Below are 15903 nucleotides of genomic sequence, written 5' to 3'. Positions count from 1 at the left end.
CGTCAAGGAGATGACCATGCAAGTGAAAGCCCTGATCGCCGCCACGCTCTTCGGACTGCTCCCCAGTGCCAGCCATGCCACCAATCTGATGTACATGCCCTTCGAGACGGTGTTGTCGGACGCGCTCCGTGCCGGGCGGCTGGATGGCAGTGTGAAGTTTTATCTGGCCGGGAATGGGCCGCAGGGCACTCAGCGGTTGTTGCAGCGCGATGTGATCAGTGATCTGAAGACCAATGGTTTTAACAAGAGCGATCACGATTCATGCGAGTGGGTGTTGCAGTCGAACCTGATCAAGTTGCAGGCCGAGGCCAAACGGGTCGGGGCGAATGCGGTGGTCAATATCGTCAGTTATTACGACCAGCATGTGCGCAAGGATCTGAATACCTATGAGTGCCGGGCGGGGATTTTTGTCACGCGGGTGGCGTTGAAGGGGGATTTGGTGCGGTTGCCTTAACGGCAAGATCAAAAGATCGCAGCCTTCGGCGGTTAATCAATCACCTTCAACCTTGCGCGTGAGCAATTCGACAAAGGCCTTGGCCATCGGTGACTTCTGATCCTTGCGCTGCACCAGCCACACCGCTGAAATCGCTTCAGGATCCAGCAGCGGCCGGTAGACCACGCCGTCGATGCGCATCCGCTGATAGGACGCAGGCAATACCGACACACCCAACCCCGCCGCCACCAGCCCGATGATGGTCATCGCCTCCCCGGCCTCTTGGGCAAAATGCGGACTGAATCCGGCATCGCGAGCCAGACTGAGCAGTTGTGCGTAAAGACCGCTACCGTAACTGCGCGGGAAAAACACGAACGGCTCCAGCGCCAGCGCCGAGAGAAACAGACCTTCTTCGCTGCCTTGGGCCAACGGATGCTTGGCACTGAGCACCGCCACCAAAGGCTCGCGCATCAGCTCCACCACGCTCAACGAATCGGGCAGACCCAGCGGGCGCATGATGCCAACTTCAATCGACTCGTCCACCAAGGCGTCGGCAACCATGGTGCTGCTCATCTCCCGCAGGTTCAGGTGCACCGCCGGAAAACGCTGACGAAAGGAAAAAATCGCCTGGGGAATGGTCGAGTTGAACGGCGCCGACGAGGTGAAGCCGATCTTCAATTCACCGAGTTCGCCGAGTTGCGCACGCCGGGCGACATCCGCCGCTTTGTCGACCTGCGCCAGCACCAGCCGCGCTTCCTCGAGAAATAATCTGCCGGCCTCGCTCAGCTCGACCCGACGATTGGTGCGTTCAAACAACCGCGCACCGACCTCTTGCTCCAGCGCCTGAATCTGCTGGCTCAGCGGCGGCTGGGAAATGCCCAGCACTTGTGCAGCACGGCCGAAATGCAGTTCTTCGGCGACGGCGATGAAGTAGCGCAGGTGACGCAATTCCATGAAAACCCCATTAGGTCGTTAAAGCTATCAAACAGGTCGAACAATATATTGGATAGAAACATTAGCCAGCTATATGATTTTTTCCATTGCCTGCCTGGCCGTGCTCTCCGAGGTCTGATGTGAAAACCGCCGCTGCCCCTCTTGCCCATGAAGTCCCGCCCGCTGCGGCCGACGATGTCGTCGCCGAGCTGCAAGAGATCTACATCGAAAAAGGCACGCCGATGTTCATGCGCACGGTGCTGGCGTTGTTCAGCGGCGGGTTTGCGACGTTTGCCCTGCTGTATTGCGTGCAGCCGATGATGCCGCTGCTATCTCACGAATATTCGATCAACGCGGCGCAGAGCAGCCTGATCCTCTCGGTCGCCACCGGCATGCTCGCCATTGGCCTGCTGATTACCGGGCCGATTTCCGATCGGGTCGGACGCAAACCGGTGATGGTCACTGCACTGTTTGCGGCGGCGCTGTGCACCATCGCCAGTTCGATGATGCCGAGCTGGCAAGGCGTGCTGATCATGCGCGCGCTGATCGGGCTGTCGTTGAGCGGGCTGGCGGCGGTGGCAATGACTTACTTGAGCGAAGAGATTCACCCGCAACACATCGGCCTGGCGATGGGTCTGTACATCGGCGGCAACGCGATTGGCGGGATGAGCGGACGCTTGATCACCGGGGTGCTGATCGACTTCGTCAGTTGGCACACGGCGATGCTGGTGATCGGTGGCCTGGCGCTGATGGCGGCGGCAGTGTTCTGGAAGATTCTTCCGGAGTCACGCAATTTCCGCTCGCGTTCGTTGCATCCGCGCAGTCTGCTCGACGGTTTCACCATGCACTTTCGCGATGCCGGTTTGCCGCTGCTGTTTCTCGAAGCTTTCGTGTTGATGGGCGCGTTTGTCACGTTGTTCAACTACATCGGTTATCGCTTGCTGGCTCAGCCATACAACCTCGATCAGGTGTTTGTCGGCTTGCTCTCGGTGGTGTACCTGTCGGGTATCTACAGCTCGGCGAAGATCGGTTCGCTGGCGGACAAGCTGGGACGGCGCAAAGTGTTGTGGGCGACGATTGCCCTGATGTTCGTCGGCCTCGCCCTGACGATGTTCACGCCGTTGCCGCTGGTAATCATCGGCATGCTGATCTTCACCTTCGGCTTCTTCGCCGCTCACTCGGTAGCGAGCAGCTGGATCGGCCGGCGCGCAATCAAGGCCAGGGGCCAGGCGTCGTCGTTGTATCTGTTCAGCTATTACGCAGGCTCGAGCATTGCCGGGACGGCAGGCGGAGTGTTCTGGCACTTGGGCGGATGGAACGGGATTGGCTTGTTCATCGGCGCGTTGTTGCTGGTGGCGCTGTTGGTGGCGTTGAAGCTGGCGAAATTACCGCCGCTCGGCGGAGTCAAAGCCTGACGCAAAACCCATTGCAAAACAAAAACGCCCGGCATAAGCCGGGCGTTTTTGTTTTCCAGAATTTAGAGCTGAGCGTCGATCACTCGTGATACTGCGCCGACAGCTCATGCACTGCGCGCAGGAAGGCGCCGGCGTGTTCCGGATCAACCTCAGGGGTGATGCCGTGACCGAGGTTGAACACATGGCCGCTGCCCTTGCCGTAGCTGGCGAGGATGCGCCCGACTTCGGTGCGGATGGCTTCCGGCTTCGCGTAAAGCACGGTCGGGTCCATGTTGCCTTGCAGCGACACCTTGTCGCCGACGCGGGCGCGGGCGTTGCCGATGTCGCAGGTCCAGTCCAGACCCAGTGCGTCGGCGCCGGCGTCAGCGATGCTTTCCAGCCACAGGCCGCCGTTTTTGGTGAACAGGATCACCGGAACCTTGCGACCGTCGTGCTCGCGGATCAGGCCGCTGACGATTTTCTTCATGTAGGCCAGCGAGAACTCCTGGTACGCCGCCGCCGACAGGTTGCCGCCCCAGGTGTCGAAGATCTGCACCGCTTGCGCACCGGCCATGATCTGGCCGTTGAGGTACGAGGTCACCGACTGCGCGAGTTTATCCAACAGCAGGTGCATGGCTTGCGGGTTGTCGTAGAGCATGGCTTTGGTCTTGCGGAAGTCTTTCGACGAGCCGCCTTCGACCATGTAGGTGGCCAGCGTCCAAGGGCTACCGGAGAAACCGATCAGCGGCACGCGACCGTTGAGTTCGCGGCGGATGGTGCTGACCGCGTCCATCACGTAGCCGAGGTCTTTGTGCGGATCAGGGATCGGCAGGGCTTCGATGTCGGCCAGGGTGCTGACGACTTTCTTGAAGCGCGGACCTTCACCGGTCTCGAAGTACAGGCCCTGGCCCATGGCATCGGGAATGGTGAGGATGTCGGAAAACAGGATCGCCGCGTCCAGTTGTGGATAACGGTCGAGCGGTTGCATCGTGACTTCGCAAGCGAACTCCGGATTCATGCACAGGCTCATGAAGTCACCGGCGTGGGCACGGCTGGCGCGGTATTCCGGCAGGTAGCGACCGGCCTGACGCATCATCCACACGGGGGTGACGTCTACGGGTTGCTTGAGCAGGGCGCGGAGGAAACGGTCGTTCTTCAGGGCAGTCATGTCGGCATCCGGAAAAAAAGTGCGGGCATTTTCTCAGAGCGCGACGCAAAAGGCACGGATGCAGGTCAGCCTTTTGTCTATCGGGTCAATTTGTCGCGCTGGAAACGCGCTATCAGCAACACCGAGAAACAACTGTGGGAGCGAGCCTGCTCGCGAAGAGGCCGGTACATCCAACATTGAAGTTGGCTGACAGACCGCTCTCGCGAGCAGGCTCGCTCCCACAGGGTTATTGCATTTGGCTCAGGGCCCGGGGTTAGACGCCCAGGTAATCCAGAATCCCTTCAGCCGCATTACGGCCTTCGAAGATTGCCGTCACCACAAGATCCGAACCGCGCACCATGTCGCCACCGGCGAAGATTTTCGGGTTGCTGGTCTGGTGCTTGTACTGACCTTGCTCCGGGGCCACCACGCGGCCCTGGCTGTCGGTCTGGATCTCGAACTGTTCGAACCACGGCGCCGGGCTCGGGCGGAAACCGAAGGCGATGACCACGGCGTCGGCCGGGATGATCTCTTCGGAGCCCGGAATCGGCTCAGGGCTGCGGCGGCCACGGGCGTCCGGTTCGCCGAGACGGGTCTCGACCACTTTGACGCCTTCGACCTTGTCTTCACCAACGATGGCGATCGGCTGGCGGTTGTAGAGGAATTTCACGCCTTCTTCCTTGGCGTTCTTCACCTCTTTGCGCGAGCCGGGCATGTTCGCTTCGTCACGACGATAGGCACAGGTCACCGACTTGGCGCCCTGACGGATCGACGTACGGTTACAGTCCATGGCCGTGTCGCCGCCGCCGAGTACCACGACCTTCTTGCCTTTCATGTCGACGAAATCTTCCGGCGACTTTTCAAAGCCCAGGTTGCGGTTGACGTTGGCGATCAGGAAGTCCAGCGCGTCATAAACGCCCGGCAGATCCTCACCGGCAAAACCGCCCTTCATGTAGGTGTAGGTGCCCATGCCCATGAACACGGCATCGTATTCGGCGAGCAGTTGCTCCATGGTCACGTCCTTGCCGACCTCGGTGTTGAGGCGGAACTCGATGCCCATGCCGGTGAAGACTTCGCGGCGATTGCTCAGCACAGTCTTTTCCAGTTTGAACTCCGGGATACCGAAGGTGAGCAGACCGCCGATTTCCGGGTTCTTGTCGAACACCACCGGGGTCACGCCGCCGCGCACCAGCACGTCGGCACAACCCAGGCCCGCCGGGCCTGCACCGATGATCGCGACACGCTTGCCGGTCGGTTTGACCTTGGACATGTCCGGACGCCAGCCCATGGCGAACGCGGTGTCGGTGATGTACTTCTCGACCGAACCGATGGTCACCGCGCCGAAACCGTCGTTAAGGGTGCAGGCACCCTCGCACAGACGATCCTGCGGGCACACCCGGCCGCAGACTTCCGGCAGGGTATTGGTCTGGTGCGACAGCTCGGCGGCCTGGAGGATGTTGCCCTCGGCCACCAGCTTCAACCAGTTGGGAATGAAGTTGTGCACCGGGCACTTCCATTCGCAATACGGGTTACCGCAACCCAGGCAGCGGTGGGCCTGATCGGCCGACTGCTGGGGTTTGAACGGTTCGTAGATCTCGACGAACTCTTTCTTGCGTTGACGCAACAGTTTCTTCTTCGGATCTTTGCGCCCGACATCGATGAACTGGAAGTCGTTATTCAGACGTTCAGCCATTGTTAAAACCTCATCAAACTCTTCAGGCGCATATCACTGCGGGTTGGCACGAGTGCTGGAAAGCAACGACTTCAGGTTGGCAGCCTTCGGCTTGACCAGCCAGAAACGGCGCAAGTAGTCATCGAGGTTTTCGGCGAGTTCACGACCCCACTCGCTGTCGGTTTCGGCGACGTACTCGTTCAGCACGTTTTGCAGATGGCTGCGATAAGCCTCCATCGCTTCGCCGCTGATCCGCTGGATTTCCACCAGTTCGTGGTTGACCCGGTCAACGAAAGTGTTGTCCTGGTCGAGCACGTAGGCGAAACCACCGGTCATGCCAGAGCCGAAGTTGTAACCGGTCTTGCCCAGAACGGCGACAAAACCACCGGTCATGTACTCGCAGCAGTGATCGCCAGTGCCTTCAACAACCGTGTGGGCACCGGAGTTACGCACGGCGAAACGCTCGCCTGCGGTGCCGGCGGCGAACAGCTTGCCGCCCGTGGCGCCGTACAGACAGGTGTTGCCGATGATGGCGCTTTCCTGAGTCTTATAAACGCTGCCCTTCGGCGGCACGATGGTCAGCTTGCCACCGGTCATGCCTTTGCCGACGTAGTCGTTGGCATCGCCTTCCAGATACATGTTCAGACCGCCGGCGTTCCACACCCCGAAGCTCTGCCCGGCAGTGCCTTTGAAGCGGAAGGTGATCGGCGCCTTGGCCATGCCCTGGTTGCCGTGCTTGCGCGCGATTTCGCCGGAGATCCGTGCACCGATCGAACGGTCGCAGTTGCAGATGTCCAGTTCGAACTCGGCGCCGCTCATGTCGTTGATTGCCGACGTCGCCATCTCAACCATTTTCTCGGCCAGCAGGCCTTGGTCGAATGGTGGGTTGCGCTCAACGCCGCAGAACTGAGGCTTGTCCGCCGGGATGTGATCGCTGCCCAGCAGCGGAGTCAGATCCAGGTGGTTTTGCTTGGCGGTCTGGCCTTCGAGGATTTCCAGCAGATCGGTGCGACCGATCAGCTCTTCGAGGGAGCGCACGCCGAGCTTGGCCAGCCACTCACGGGTTTCTTCGGCGACATAGGTGAAGAAGTTCACCACCATGTCGACGGTGCCGATGTAGTGATCCTTGCGCAGCTTCTCGTTCTGAGTCGCAACGCCGGTGGCGCAGTTGTTCAGGTGGCAGATACGCAGGTATTTGCAGCCCAGCGCGATCATTGGCGCGGTGCCGAAGCCGAAGCTTTCGGCGCCGAGGATCGCAGCCTTGATCACGTCGAGGCCGGTTTTCAGGCCGCCATCGGTCTGCACCCGGACTTTGCCGCGCAGGTCGTTGCCGCGCAGCGTCTGATGGGTTTCGGCGAGGCCGAGTTCCCACGGCGCACCAGCGTACTTGATCGAGGTCAGCGGCGAGGCACCGGTGCCACCGTCGTAGCCGGAGATGGTGATCAAGTCCGCGTAGGCCTTGGCCACACCGGCAGCGATGGTGCCGACGCCTGCTTCTGCTACCAGTTTCACCGAGACCAGCGCCTTCGGGTTGACCTGCTTGAGGTCAAAGATCAGCTGCGACAAGTCTTCGATCGAATAGATGTCGTGGTGCGGCGGCGGCGAAATCAGGGTTACGCCCGGCACTGCATAACGCAGCTTGGCGATCAGCCCGTTGACTTTACCGCCCGGCAGTTGCCCGCCCTCGCCCGGCTTGGCGCCCTGGGCAACCTTGATCTGCAGCACTTCGGCGTTGACCAGGTATTCCGGGGTTACCCCGAAACGACCAGTCGCGACTTGCTTGATTTTCGAGCTCTTGATGGTGCCGTAACGCGCCGGGTCTTCGCCGCCTTCGCCGGAGTTGGAGCGCGCGCCGAGGCGGTTCATGGCTTCGGCCAGGGCTTCGTGAGCTTCCGGCGACAGGGCGCCCAGCGAGATACCTGCGGAGTCGAAGCGCTTGAGCACCGATTCCAGCGGTTCGATTTCACTGATGTCCAGCGGCGTGTCGAGGGTCTTGACCTTGAGCAGGTCGCGAATCATCGACACCGGACGGTTGTCCACCAGCGAGGTGTATTCCTTGAACTTGGCGTAGTCGCCCTGCTGCACGGCGGCTTGCAGGGTGTTGACCACGTCCGGGTTGTAGGCGTGATATTCGCCGCCGTGGACGAACTTCAGCAGACCGCCCTGCTGGATCGGCTTGCGCGGACTCCAGGCTTCGGTGGCCAGCGCTTTCTGCTCGGCTTCGATGTCGACGAAACGCGCACCCTTGATGCGGCTCGGCACGCCACGGAAGCTCAGCTCGCACACTTCTTCAGACAGACCGATGGCTTCGAACAACTGAGCGCCACGGTACGAAGCGATGGTCGAGATGCCCATCTTCGAGAGGATCTTCAGCAGACCTTTGGTGATGCCTTTGCGGTAGTTCTTGAACACCTCGTAGAGGTCGCCCAGCACTTCACCGGTACGGATCAGGTCGCCCAGCACTTCGTAAGCCAGGAACGGATAGACCGCCGAGGCACCAAAACCGATCAGCACCGCGAAGTGATGCGGATCGCGTGCAGTAGCGGTTTCAACAAGGATGTTGGAGTCGCAGCGCAGGCCTTTTTCGGTCAGGCGGTGGTGTACCGCGCCGGTGGCCAGCGAAGCGTGGATCGGCAGTTTGCCCGGAGCGATATGGCGGTCGCTCAGAACGATCTGGGTACGACCAGCACGCACGGCTTCTTCAGCCTGATCGGCAACATTGCGGATGGCCGCTTCGAGACCGACGCTTTCGTCGTAGTTGAGGTCGATGATCTGCCGCTCGAAACCCGGGCGGTCGAGGTTCATCAGCGAGCGCCACTTGGCCGGGGAAATGACCGGCGAGCTGAGGATCACGCGCGAGGCGTGTTCCGGCGACTCCTGGAAGATGTTGCGCTCGGCACCGAGGCAGATTTCCAGCGACATCACGATCGCTTCACGCAGCGGGTCGATCGGCGGGTTGGTCACCTGCGCAAACTGCTGACGGAAATAATCGTACGGCGTGCGCACACGCTGGGACAGCACGGCCATCGGCGTGTCATCGCCCATCGAACCCACGGCTTCATAGCCTTGCTCACCGAGCGGACGCAGTACCTGATCGCGCTCCTCGAACGTGACCTGATACATCTTCATGTATTGCTTGAGCTGATCAACGTCGTAGAAGGCCGAACCGTGATCGTTGTCTTCCATGGTCGCCTGAATGCGCAGGGCGTTCTTGCGCAGCCATTGCTTGTACGGATGACGGGATTTCAGACGGTTGTCGATCGCATCGGTGTCGAGGATCTGCCCGGTTTCGGTGTCCACGGCAAGGATCTGGCCCGGGCCTACGCGGCCCTTGGCGATCACGTCTTCGGGCTGGTAGTTCCAGACGCCGATTTCCGAGGCAACGGTGATGAAACCGTTGGTGGTGGTGACCCAGCGCGCCGGGCGCAGACCGTTACGGTCGAGCAGGCACACCGCGTAGCGACCGTCGGTCATGACCACGCCGGCCGGGCCGTCCCACGGTTCCATGTGCATCGAGTTGTACTCGTAGAACGCACGCAGATCCGGATCCATGGTTTCGACGTTCTGCCACGCAGGCGGAATGATCATCCGCACGCCACGGAACAGGTCGATGCCGCCGGTGACCATCAGCTCAAGCATGTTGTCCATGCTCGAGGAGTCGGAGCCGACACGGTTGACCAGCGGGCCGAGTTCTTCCAGATCCATCAGATCATTGGTGAACTTGGTCCGACGGGCCTGTGCCCAGTTGCGGTTACCGGTGATGGTGTTGATCTCGCCGTTGTGGGCGAGGAAGCGGAATGGCTGAGCCAGCGGCCATTTCGGCAGGGTGTTGGTGGAGAAGCGCTGGTGGAACACGCAGATCGCGGTTTGCAGGCGCTCGTCACTCAGGTCCGGATAAAACGCGGCCAGGTCGGCCGGCATCATCAGGCCTTTATAGATGATGGTCTTGTGCGAAAAGCTGCAGATGTAGTGGTCGGAGTCGACGGCGTTAGACACCGACGAACGACGACGGGCGCTGAACAGCTTTACCGCCATGTCCTGATCGCTCAGGCCTTCACCGCCGATGTACACCTGCTCGATCTGCGGCAGGCGCTCCAGGGCCAGGCGGCCGAGGACGCTGGTGTCGATGGGCACTTTGCGCCAGCCGATCAGTTGCAGGCCTTCAGCAAGGATCTCGCGGTTCATGTTCTCGCGAGCGGCTTCGGCCTTGGCCGGATCCTGATTGAAGAAGACCATGCCCACGGCATATTGCTTGGGCAGTTCGACGCTGAAGGATTCCTGGGCAATGGCACGCAGGAACGCGTCAGGCTTTTGAATCAGCAGACCGCAACCGTCACCGGTCTTGCCGTCGGCATTAATCCCACCGCGGTGGGTCATGCAGGTCAGGGCCTCAATGGCCGTTTGCAAAAGGGTATGACTGGGCTCGCCCTGCATGTGGGCTATCAGGCCGAAACCGCAGTTATCCTTGAATTCATCTGGTTGGTACAGACCTGCTTTCATAGACACTTTCTCACCAGGCTGCCTCTTTTCGAGGCAAATTTCTTTTCAATTCAACCACTTGCGATCCACGCCGAACGTACGCCGGCTTAGCGGGGGCAAAAGGGTGGTCATTGTACACAGCGACACAGACGCTCACAAATTTGACGACGAAATGTCGCAAATCTATGTCGCATTTGTGAAAGGTTTAAAGCGATCTGCTGTGCTAATCAAAACTTTTTTAATTTTGACTGCAACGACTCAAAGACTACTGTGACGCAGACACCACAAGGCACGCGGCCTGTAGAGGCGGCGCGCACTTGCGGAAATTTTGAGGTGCCTGGAGTGGCGGCCTGGGTAAGGCCGCCGAATCTTCAGCGAGTTGTTGCCAGTTCCTGTTGGACGCTGGCGACAGTGCGAGGCCAAGGTTTACCAGCCTGAACCTTCGCTGGCAAGGCCTTGATGGCAGAAACAGCCGCATCACGATTGGCGAAGTTGCCGTAGGTGATCACGTAGAGAGGCTTGCCGTTGAGGACTTTCTTGAAATAACGGTACTCGCCGCCCTGCTCCTTGACGAAGCTTTGCGCGGCTGCTTCGGAGCTGGTGCCGAGAATCTGCACCACGTAGTTGCTCGTCGGCTGACCGGCGTACCAGCTGCCACCGGCGGCTTTGGCCAAGGTAACCGGCTTCTCGGCCGGTTTGGCGGCGGCGACTGGCTTGGCTGGCGCTGGCGCCGGCTTCGCCGCTGGTGCTGCCGGAACCGGCTTGGCGGTAGCGATTTGCGTCGGAGCAGGCACAGGTTTGGCCGCAGGCACTGGAACCGGCGTCGGTGCAGGCCCGGCTGGAACGCCCGCTGGTGGCGCCGAAGTGGTCACGGTTGGCGGCGTATCGCTGGAGCCTTCCAGTGGCACGCCGTCATCGCCTTCGGTGATTCCGCCAGCGGCTTCAGCCAACGGGCCGCGCATCACCGGTTGCGAATTGCCGACCAGCGGCAATGGCATCGGCTGCGTGTTGCCGGCGAACTCGACGTTCGGTGCAGCGCCATTGGCAGCGCCCTGGCCCAATGGCAGTTGTGCCTGTTCGTTGGCGGGTGCGCCGGTGGTTGGCGCCTTGTTGCGACCCGGCATCAACCAGGCGGCGGCGACCGCGACCACAACGACGGCGGAAATCGCCAATACGTGTTTCTTCGGCATGTTGAACCCCATACTTGGACGCTTGACCGCAGAGCGGCTGGCAATCATGACTTCTATCAGAGCATCGCGAGCGACCTGGTTGATGTTGCCCGGCCAACCCTCGGAGCTTTCGTGAATATCAGAGATCTGATCCGCGGTGAAAAGTTCGACACCCCGGCCGGCACCTTCCAGCCGTTGGTCGAGATACTCGCGGGTCTCTTCTTCGGTGTACGGCTGCAGTTCGATGACGTGGAAGCGCTCTTCCTCGAGGTGCAAAGCCTCGAGCTGAGCGATCAGCGACGACTCACCGAACAGGAACACATGCGGACGACCTTCCGGAGCGCCGGCACCCAGCGCCATCAGCGCTTCGAGAGCGGACTCGTCGAGTTGCTCGGCGTCATCCACCAGCAAATAGACTTCCTGGCCAGTCAGCGCGAGTTGCACCACCTGATCCAGAATCGCGCCGACTTCGGCCTGGGCCACGTTCAGCGCCTGAGCGACCTGACGCAGCACGCCCGCCGCATCGCCGGCACCGCGTGCGGAGACAACAACGCTCTGCACCGATTGCTTGTTGGTGCTGGCCACCAGTGCCTGACGCAGCAGCGTCTTGCCGCTGCCCTGCGGGCCGGTGACTACCAACAGCAACTGGCTGTAACGCGCCAGGTGATGCAGTTGACCCAGCACCGGTTTGCGTTGGGCCGGGAAGAACTTGAAGCCCGGCACCCGCGGAGCGAAGGGGTCGTGACTTAACTGGAAATGGCCGAGGAACGCCTCGTCGGCATGCAAACTAGTCATCGGAATCTTATTAACCTTTAAGCTGAGCCAGGGCGCGGTAATCCGCTCCCAGCGTGGCCTGTAGAACTTCTTTCGGATAATCGTCGGTCACTACCGCTTCACCCATCCGGCGCAGCAGCACCAGGCGCAGACGACCGTCGATCACTTTTTTATCAATAGCCATGTGTTCGAGAAAATCAGCTTCGCTCATCTCTATAGGCGGAACCACCGGCAGACCGGCGCGCTGGAACAGACGAATGCCGCGATCGCGCTCCTGTTCGCTGATCCAGCCCAGACGCGCAGACATCTCCAGCGCCATCACGGTGCCAGTCGCCACCGCTTCACCATGCAGCCAGACACCATAGCCCATGTGGGTCTCGATGGCGTGGCCGAAGGTGTGGCCGAGATTGAGCGTGGCACGTACGCCGGTTTCCTTCTCATCGGCGCCGACCACCGCAGCCTTGGCTGCACAGGAGCGCTCGATGGCATACGTCAGGGCTTTCTGGTCCAGCGCGCGCAGGGCGTCAACGTTGTCCTCCAGCCAGGTCAGGAACGGCTCGTCGCAGATCAGACCGTACTTGATGACTTCCGCCAAACCCGCCGACAGCTCACGCGGTGGCAGGGTCTTCAGGGACGCGGTGTCGATCAGCACCAAGTTCGGCTGATAGAACGCGCCGACCATGTTTTTGCCCAGCGGATGGTTGATCCCGGTCTTGCCGCCCACCGACGAATCGACCTGGGACAGCAATGTAGTGGGGATCTGAATGAAATCGACGCCACGCTGGTAGCAGGCAGCAGCAAAACCGGCCATATCGCCGATCACGCCGCCGCCGAGGGCGATCACGGTAGTGCGGCGGTCATGACGAGCGGTCAGCAGACCGTCGAAGATCAGTTGCAGGGTTTCCCAGTTCTTGAAGGCTTCACCGTCCGGCAGCACCACGGAAATCACTGAGAACTGCGCAAGGCTGCGAGTCAGACGCTCGAGATAGAGCGGCGCAACAGTCTCGTTGGAGATGATTGCCACTTGCCGCCCATGGATATGCGGAGCCAGCAGCTCGGGCTGATCCAACAAACCTTCGCCAATATGAATCGGGTAGCTGCGCTCGCCTAGATCGACCTTGAGTGTCTGCATGTGTCCCCACAGTGAAGATGGAAGCAGGCGTCCTGCCCTGAATTATTGGTTATCTGCGGCCTATAGCGGGTATGACGCCGCTCGCACGCCATCCGCCACAACCTCGCCGGGCTGTGACAGGACGCCGAGGATAGCGCATTTCGGGCGATGCTTTAACGGGGTGGAAGCTGCGCGAGGCGGTCGAGAATGTCGAGCACTACCATGCGCGGTGGCCGTTCATCGGTTTCCACTACCAGATCGGCGATTTCCCGATAGAGCGGATCACGTATTGCGAGGAGGTCGCGCAGGGTTTTCTCGGGATTGGCGGTGCGCAGCAGCGGCCGATTGCGATCACGCGCCGTGCGGCCGACCTGCTGTTCGACGGAGGCGTGCAGATACACCACACGGCCGCCTTCATGCAGGGCCTTGCGGTTGGCGTCACGCATTACCGCGCCACCGCCGGTCGCCAGCACCACGCCGTCGAATCCGCACAGTTCGGCGATCATCGCCTGCTCACGGTCACGAAAGCCGGGCTCGCCTTCCTTGTCGAAGATCCACGGGATATTGGCGCCCGTGCGCAGTTCAATTTCCTTGTCGGAATCTTTGAACGGCAGGCGCAGCTCTTTGGCCAGCAACCGGCCGATGGTGCTTTTTCCAGCGCCCATCGGTCCTACAAGAATCAAATTTCGCACAGAATCAACGACTCACAGCAATCGCCTGGTTATTCATGATACGCGGAGTGAGAAATACCAGCAGCTCGGATTTTTTCTCCGAAACCACATCACGCCGGAAAAGGCGGCCAAGATACGGCACATCGCCAAGAAATGGCACCTTATCTACAACCTTGCTTTGAGTATTTGAGAAAACGCCGCCAATCACGATGGTTTCACCGTCATTGACCAGCACCTTCGCGTTGACCTCGTTCTTCTTGATCGGCGGTACATCCTGCACTTTGTTCAAGTAGTCCGGTTCGTCCTTGGTGACCTTGACCTCCATGATGATGCGGTTGTCCGGAGTAATCTGCGGCGTCACTTCCAGCGACAGAGAAGCCTCCTTGAACGACACCGACGTAGCGCCGCTGGAGCTGGCTTCCTGATAGGGAATCTCGGTGCCTTTGAGGATTTTCGCGGTTTCCTTGTCGGAGGTGACCACCTTCGGTTGCGAGACGATTTCGCCGTTACCTGTCTTCTCCATGGCCGTCAGCTCAAGATCGAGCAGAACATTGTCAGTGATGAAGGCAATACCAATCCCGGACGTGTTGTTGACGGTGCCCATGTCGACGAATGGCGAGTTGGTGCTGGTGCTGCCCGGCGTGCCGATGGTGGTCGATGAGCCGTTACTGACCCCGGAGGTGTTCCAGTTGCCCTTGTTCTGGATCGACCCACCCCAGCGCACACCCAGGCTCTTGTCGTAATCCACGTTGGCTTCAACGATCCGCGCCTCGATCATCACCTGACGCACTGGAATATCCAGTTGCGCCACGATGCGCCGCAGTTCATCGAGACGATCCTGAGTCTGGTAGGCGATGATGTTGTTGGTGCGCTCATCGACGGTAATCGAACCACGCTCGTCGATTTTGGCCTCGGCACTGGTCACCGACTGGAACAGCTTGGCGATGTCCGCTGCCTTGGCGTAGTTCACTTGCAACAGCTCACGGCGCAGCGGCGCCAGTTCGGCGATCTGTTTCTGGGATTCGAGCTCCTGGCGTTCGCGGGCGGCGATTTCATCGGCCGGAGCGACCAGCAACACGTTGCCGATCTTGCGCTTGTCCAGCCCCTTGGTTTTCAACACCAGATCCAGCGCCTGATCCCACGGCACATTTTGCAGACGCAACGTGATGCCGCCCTGAATCGTGTCACTCGCCACCAGATTGAGGTTGGTGAAATCGGCGATCAGTTGCAGCACCGAACGCACGTCGATGTCCTGGAAGTTCAGCGACAGCTTCTCACCGACGTAGGCCTGCCGGTCGGCATTACGCTTTTGCAGATCGTCGACGGTCATCGGCCGAATGCTGACGGTCAGTTTGTTATCGGTCTGGTAGGTGGAATAGTCGAAGGTGCCGCTGGGCTCTACGGTAATAATCGCGCGATCACCGGTCGCGGCAGCGTTGATGAACTGCACCGGCGTGGCGAAATCCTTCACGTCGAGGCGCACCCGCAGCTTGTCGGGCAATTGCGTGCGGGCGAAGCTGAGGATGATCTTGCCGTCATGTTCCTGGATATCCGGGGCGATGGTCGGATCGGACAGGTCGATGACCACGTTACCCTCGCCCGTCGTACCGCGTTGAAAATCCACGCCGCGAATGGCTTTGGTTTTCGGCACGAACGCCTTGGCGGGTGCGGGAGTCGCTGCCGCGGTCGCACGGGACGCCGCCACAGCAACCGGGCGCGCAGCGGTTGTCGGCGCACCCTGACCTACCACCACAAAAAGATTGTTGCCCTCGACCCGCGTGTCATATGGCGCCAATTGCGTGAGATTGACGATCAGGCGCGTCCGATCCTTGGCTTCAACCACCGTGGCCGTGCGTGCATTGCCCCTACCCAGATCGACATGCTTGCTGGCCAACTGGCTGGCGACACCGGGCAAATCCAGCGCGATCCGCGCCGGCGAATCGGTGGTGTAGCCCTTGGGCTGCGGCGGCGGCCCGTCGAATGACAGCTTCAACTCGACACGGTCACCCGGCAACGCTGCCACATCCAGCGTCTTCAGATTAGCCGCCTGAACCATCGGTGACATCAGCGCTATCCATAGCGAAAAACCGAGGGTGGAGAAAATCCTGTTCATTATTCGA

General features: G+C 60.3%; 10 protein-coding genes. 2 read left to right on the top strand and 8 right to left on the bottom strand.

What is annotated here, in order from left to right:
- Positions 1 to 16 precede the first annotated feature (16 nt).
- Positions 17 to 454 (top strand): excinuclease, encoded by a 438-nt coding sequence (locus ACA069_RS02185; RefSeq protein ID WP_401269091.1) that lies wholly within the window; start codon positions 17 to 19, stop codon positions 452 to 454.
- 36 nt (positions 455 to 490) lie between these two features.
- Here ACA069_RS02185 and ACA069_RS02180 read toward each other — a convergent pair whose 3' ends face one another.
- Positions 491 to 1387: a LysR family transcriptional regulator gene (locus tag ACA069_RS02180; RefSeq protein ID WP_187679612.1), complete on the bottom strand. Its 897-nt coding sequence runs from the start codon at positions 1385 to 1387 to the stop codon at positions 491 to 493.
- A 119-nt stretch (positions 1388 to 1506) separates the two neighbouring features.
- Between ACA069_RS02180 and ACA069_RS02175 the strand changes: the two genes are divergently transcribed.
- Entirely contained in the window at positions 1507 to 2781 is a 1275-nt protein-coding gene (locus ACA069_RS02175) for an MFS transporter (protein ID WP_497616129.1), read from the top strand.
- 79 nt (positions 2782 to 2860) lie between these two features.
- On the opposite strand, the gene hemE is transcribed toward ACA069_RS02175, so the two are convergent.
- The 7 genes from hemE to ACA069_RS02140 form a co-directional block, all read right to left on the bottom strand.
- Positions 2861 to 3928 (bottom strand): uroporphyrinogen decarboxylase, encoded by a 1068-nt coding sequence (gene hemE, locus ACA069_RS02170; RefSeq protein ID WP_110719510.1) that lies wholly within the window; start codon positions 3926 to 3928, stop codon positions 2861 to 2863.
- Positions 3929 to 4181: 253 nt separating this feature from the next.
- Positions 4182 to 5600 (bottom strand): FAD-dependent oxidoreductase, encoded by a 1419-nt coding sequence (locus ACA069_RS02165; protein ID WP_007909438.1) that lies wholly within the window; start codon positions 5598 to 5600, stop codon positions 4182 to 4184.
- A gap of 33 nt (positions 5601 to 5633) precedes the next feature.
- The gene (gene gltB, locus ACA069_RS02160; RefSeq protein ID WP_489880424.1) at positions 5634 to 10079 is read right to left on the bottom strand and encodes a glutamate synthase large subunit; all 4446 of its coding nucleotides are present in this window, start codon (positions 10077 to 10079) and stop codon (positions 5634 to 5636) included.
- 350 nt (positions 10080 to 10429) lie between these two features.
- Positions 10430 to 12022: an AAA family ATPase gene (locus ACA069_RS02155; protein WP_497616128.1), complete on the bottom strand. Its 1593-nt coding sequence runs from the start codon at positions 12020 to 12022 to the stop codon at positions 10430 to 10432.
- Positions 12023 to 12032: 10 nt separating this feature from the next.
- Positions 12033 to 13133 carry a 3-dehydroquinate synthase gene (gene aroB, locus ACA069_RS02150; protein ID WP_497616127.1) on the bottom strand — a complete coding sequence of 367 codons (1101 nt, stop codon included), beginning with the start codon at positions 13131 to 13133 and terminating at the stop codon, positions 12033 to 12035.
- Positions 13134 to 13285: 152 nt separating this feature from the next.
- Positions 13286 to 13804, bottom strand: coding sequence for a shikimate kinase AroK (gene aroK, locus ACA069_RS02145; RefSeq protein WP_187679606.1), 519 nt, complete (start codon positions 13802 to 13804; stop codon positions 13286 to 13288).
- 4 nt (positions 13805 to 13808) lie between these two features.
- On the bottom strand, positions 13809 to 15896 hold the full coding sequence (locus ACA069_RS02140; RefSeq protein ID WP_497616125.1) for a type IV pilus secretin PilQ: 2088 nt from the start codon (positions 15894 to 15896) through the stop codon (positions 13809 to 13811).
- Positions 15897 to 15903 lie beyond the last annotated feature (7 nt).

This window comes from Pseudomonas sp. LBUM1652 (assembly GCF_059716105.1).
The sequence above is the reverse complement of the archived record's forward strand: the minus strand, read 5'-3'. Positions and strand labels throughout refer to the sequence as shown.

Excerpts from the sequence above, each read along its gene's own strand:
- ACA069_RS02185 (WP_401269091.1), top strand. The coding sequence starts at position 17 with ATGCAAGTGAAAGCCCTGATCGCCGCCACGCTCTTCGGACTGCTCCCC.
- ACA069_RS02180 (WP_187679612.1), bottom strand. The coding sequence starts at position 1,387 with ATGGAATTGCGTCACCTGCGCTACTTCATCGCCGTCGCCGAAGAACTG.
- hemE (WP_110719510.1), bottom strand. The coding sequence starts at position 3,928 with ATGACTGCCCTGAAGAACGACCGTTTCCTCCGCGCCCTGCTCAAGCAA.
- ACA069_RS02165 (WP_007909438.1), bottom strand. The coding sequence starts at position 5,600 with ATGGCTGAACGTCTGAATAACGACTTCCAGTTCATCGATGTCGGGCGC.
- gltB (WP_489880424.1), bottom strand. The coding sequence starts at position 10,079 with ATGAAAGCAGGTCTGTACCAACCAGATGAATTCAAGGATAACTGCGGT.
- ACA069_RS02155 (WP_497616128.1), bottom strand. The coding sequence starts at position 12,022 with ATGACTAGTTTGCATGCCGACGAGGCGTTCCTCGGCCATTTCCAGTTA.
- aroB (WP_497616127.1), bottom strand. The coding sequence starts at position 13,133 with ATGCAGACACTCAAGGTCGATCTAGGCGAGCGCAGCTACCCGATTCAT.
- ACA069_RS02140 (WP_497616125.1), bottom strand. The coding sequence starts at position 15,896 with ATGAACAGGATTTTCTCCACCCTCGGTTTTTCGCTATGGATAGCGCTG.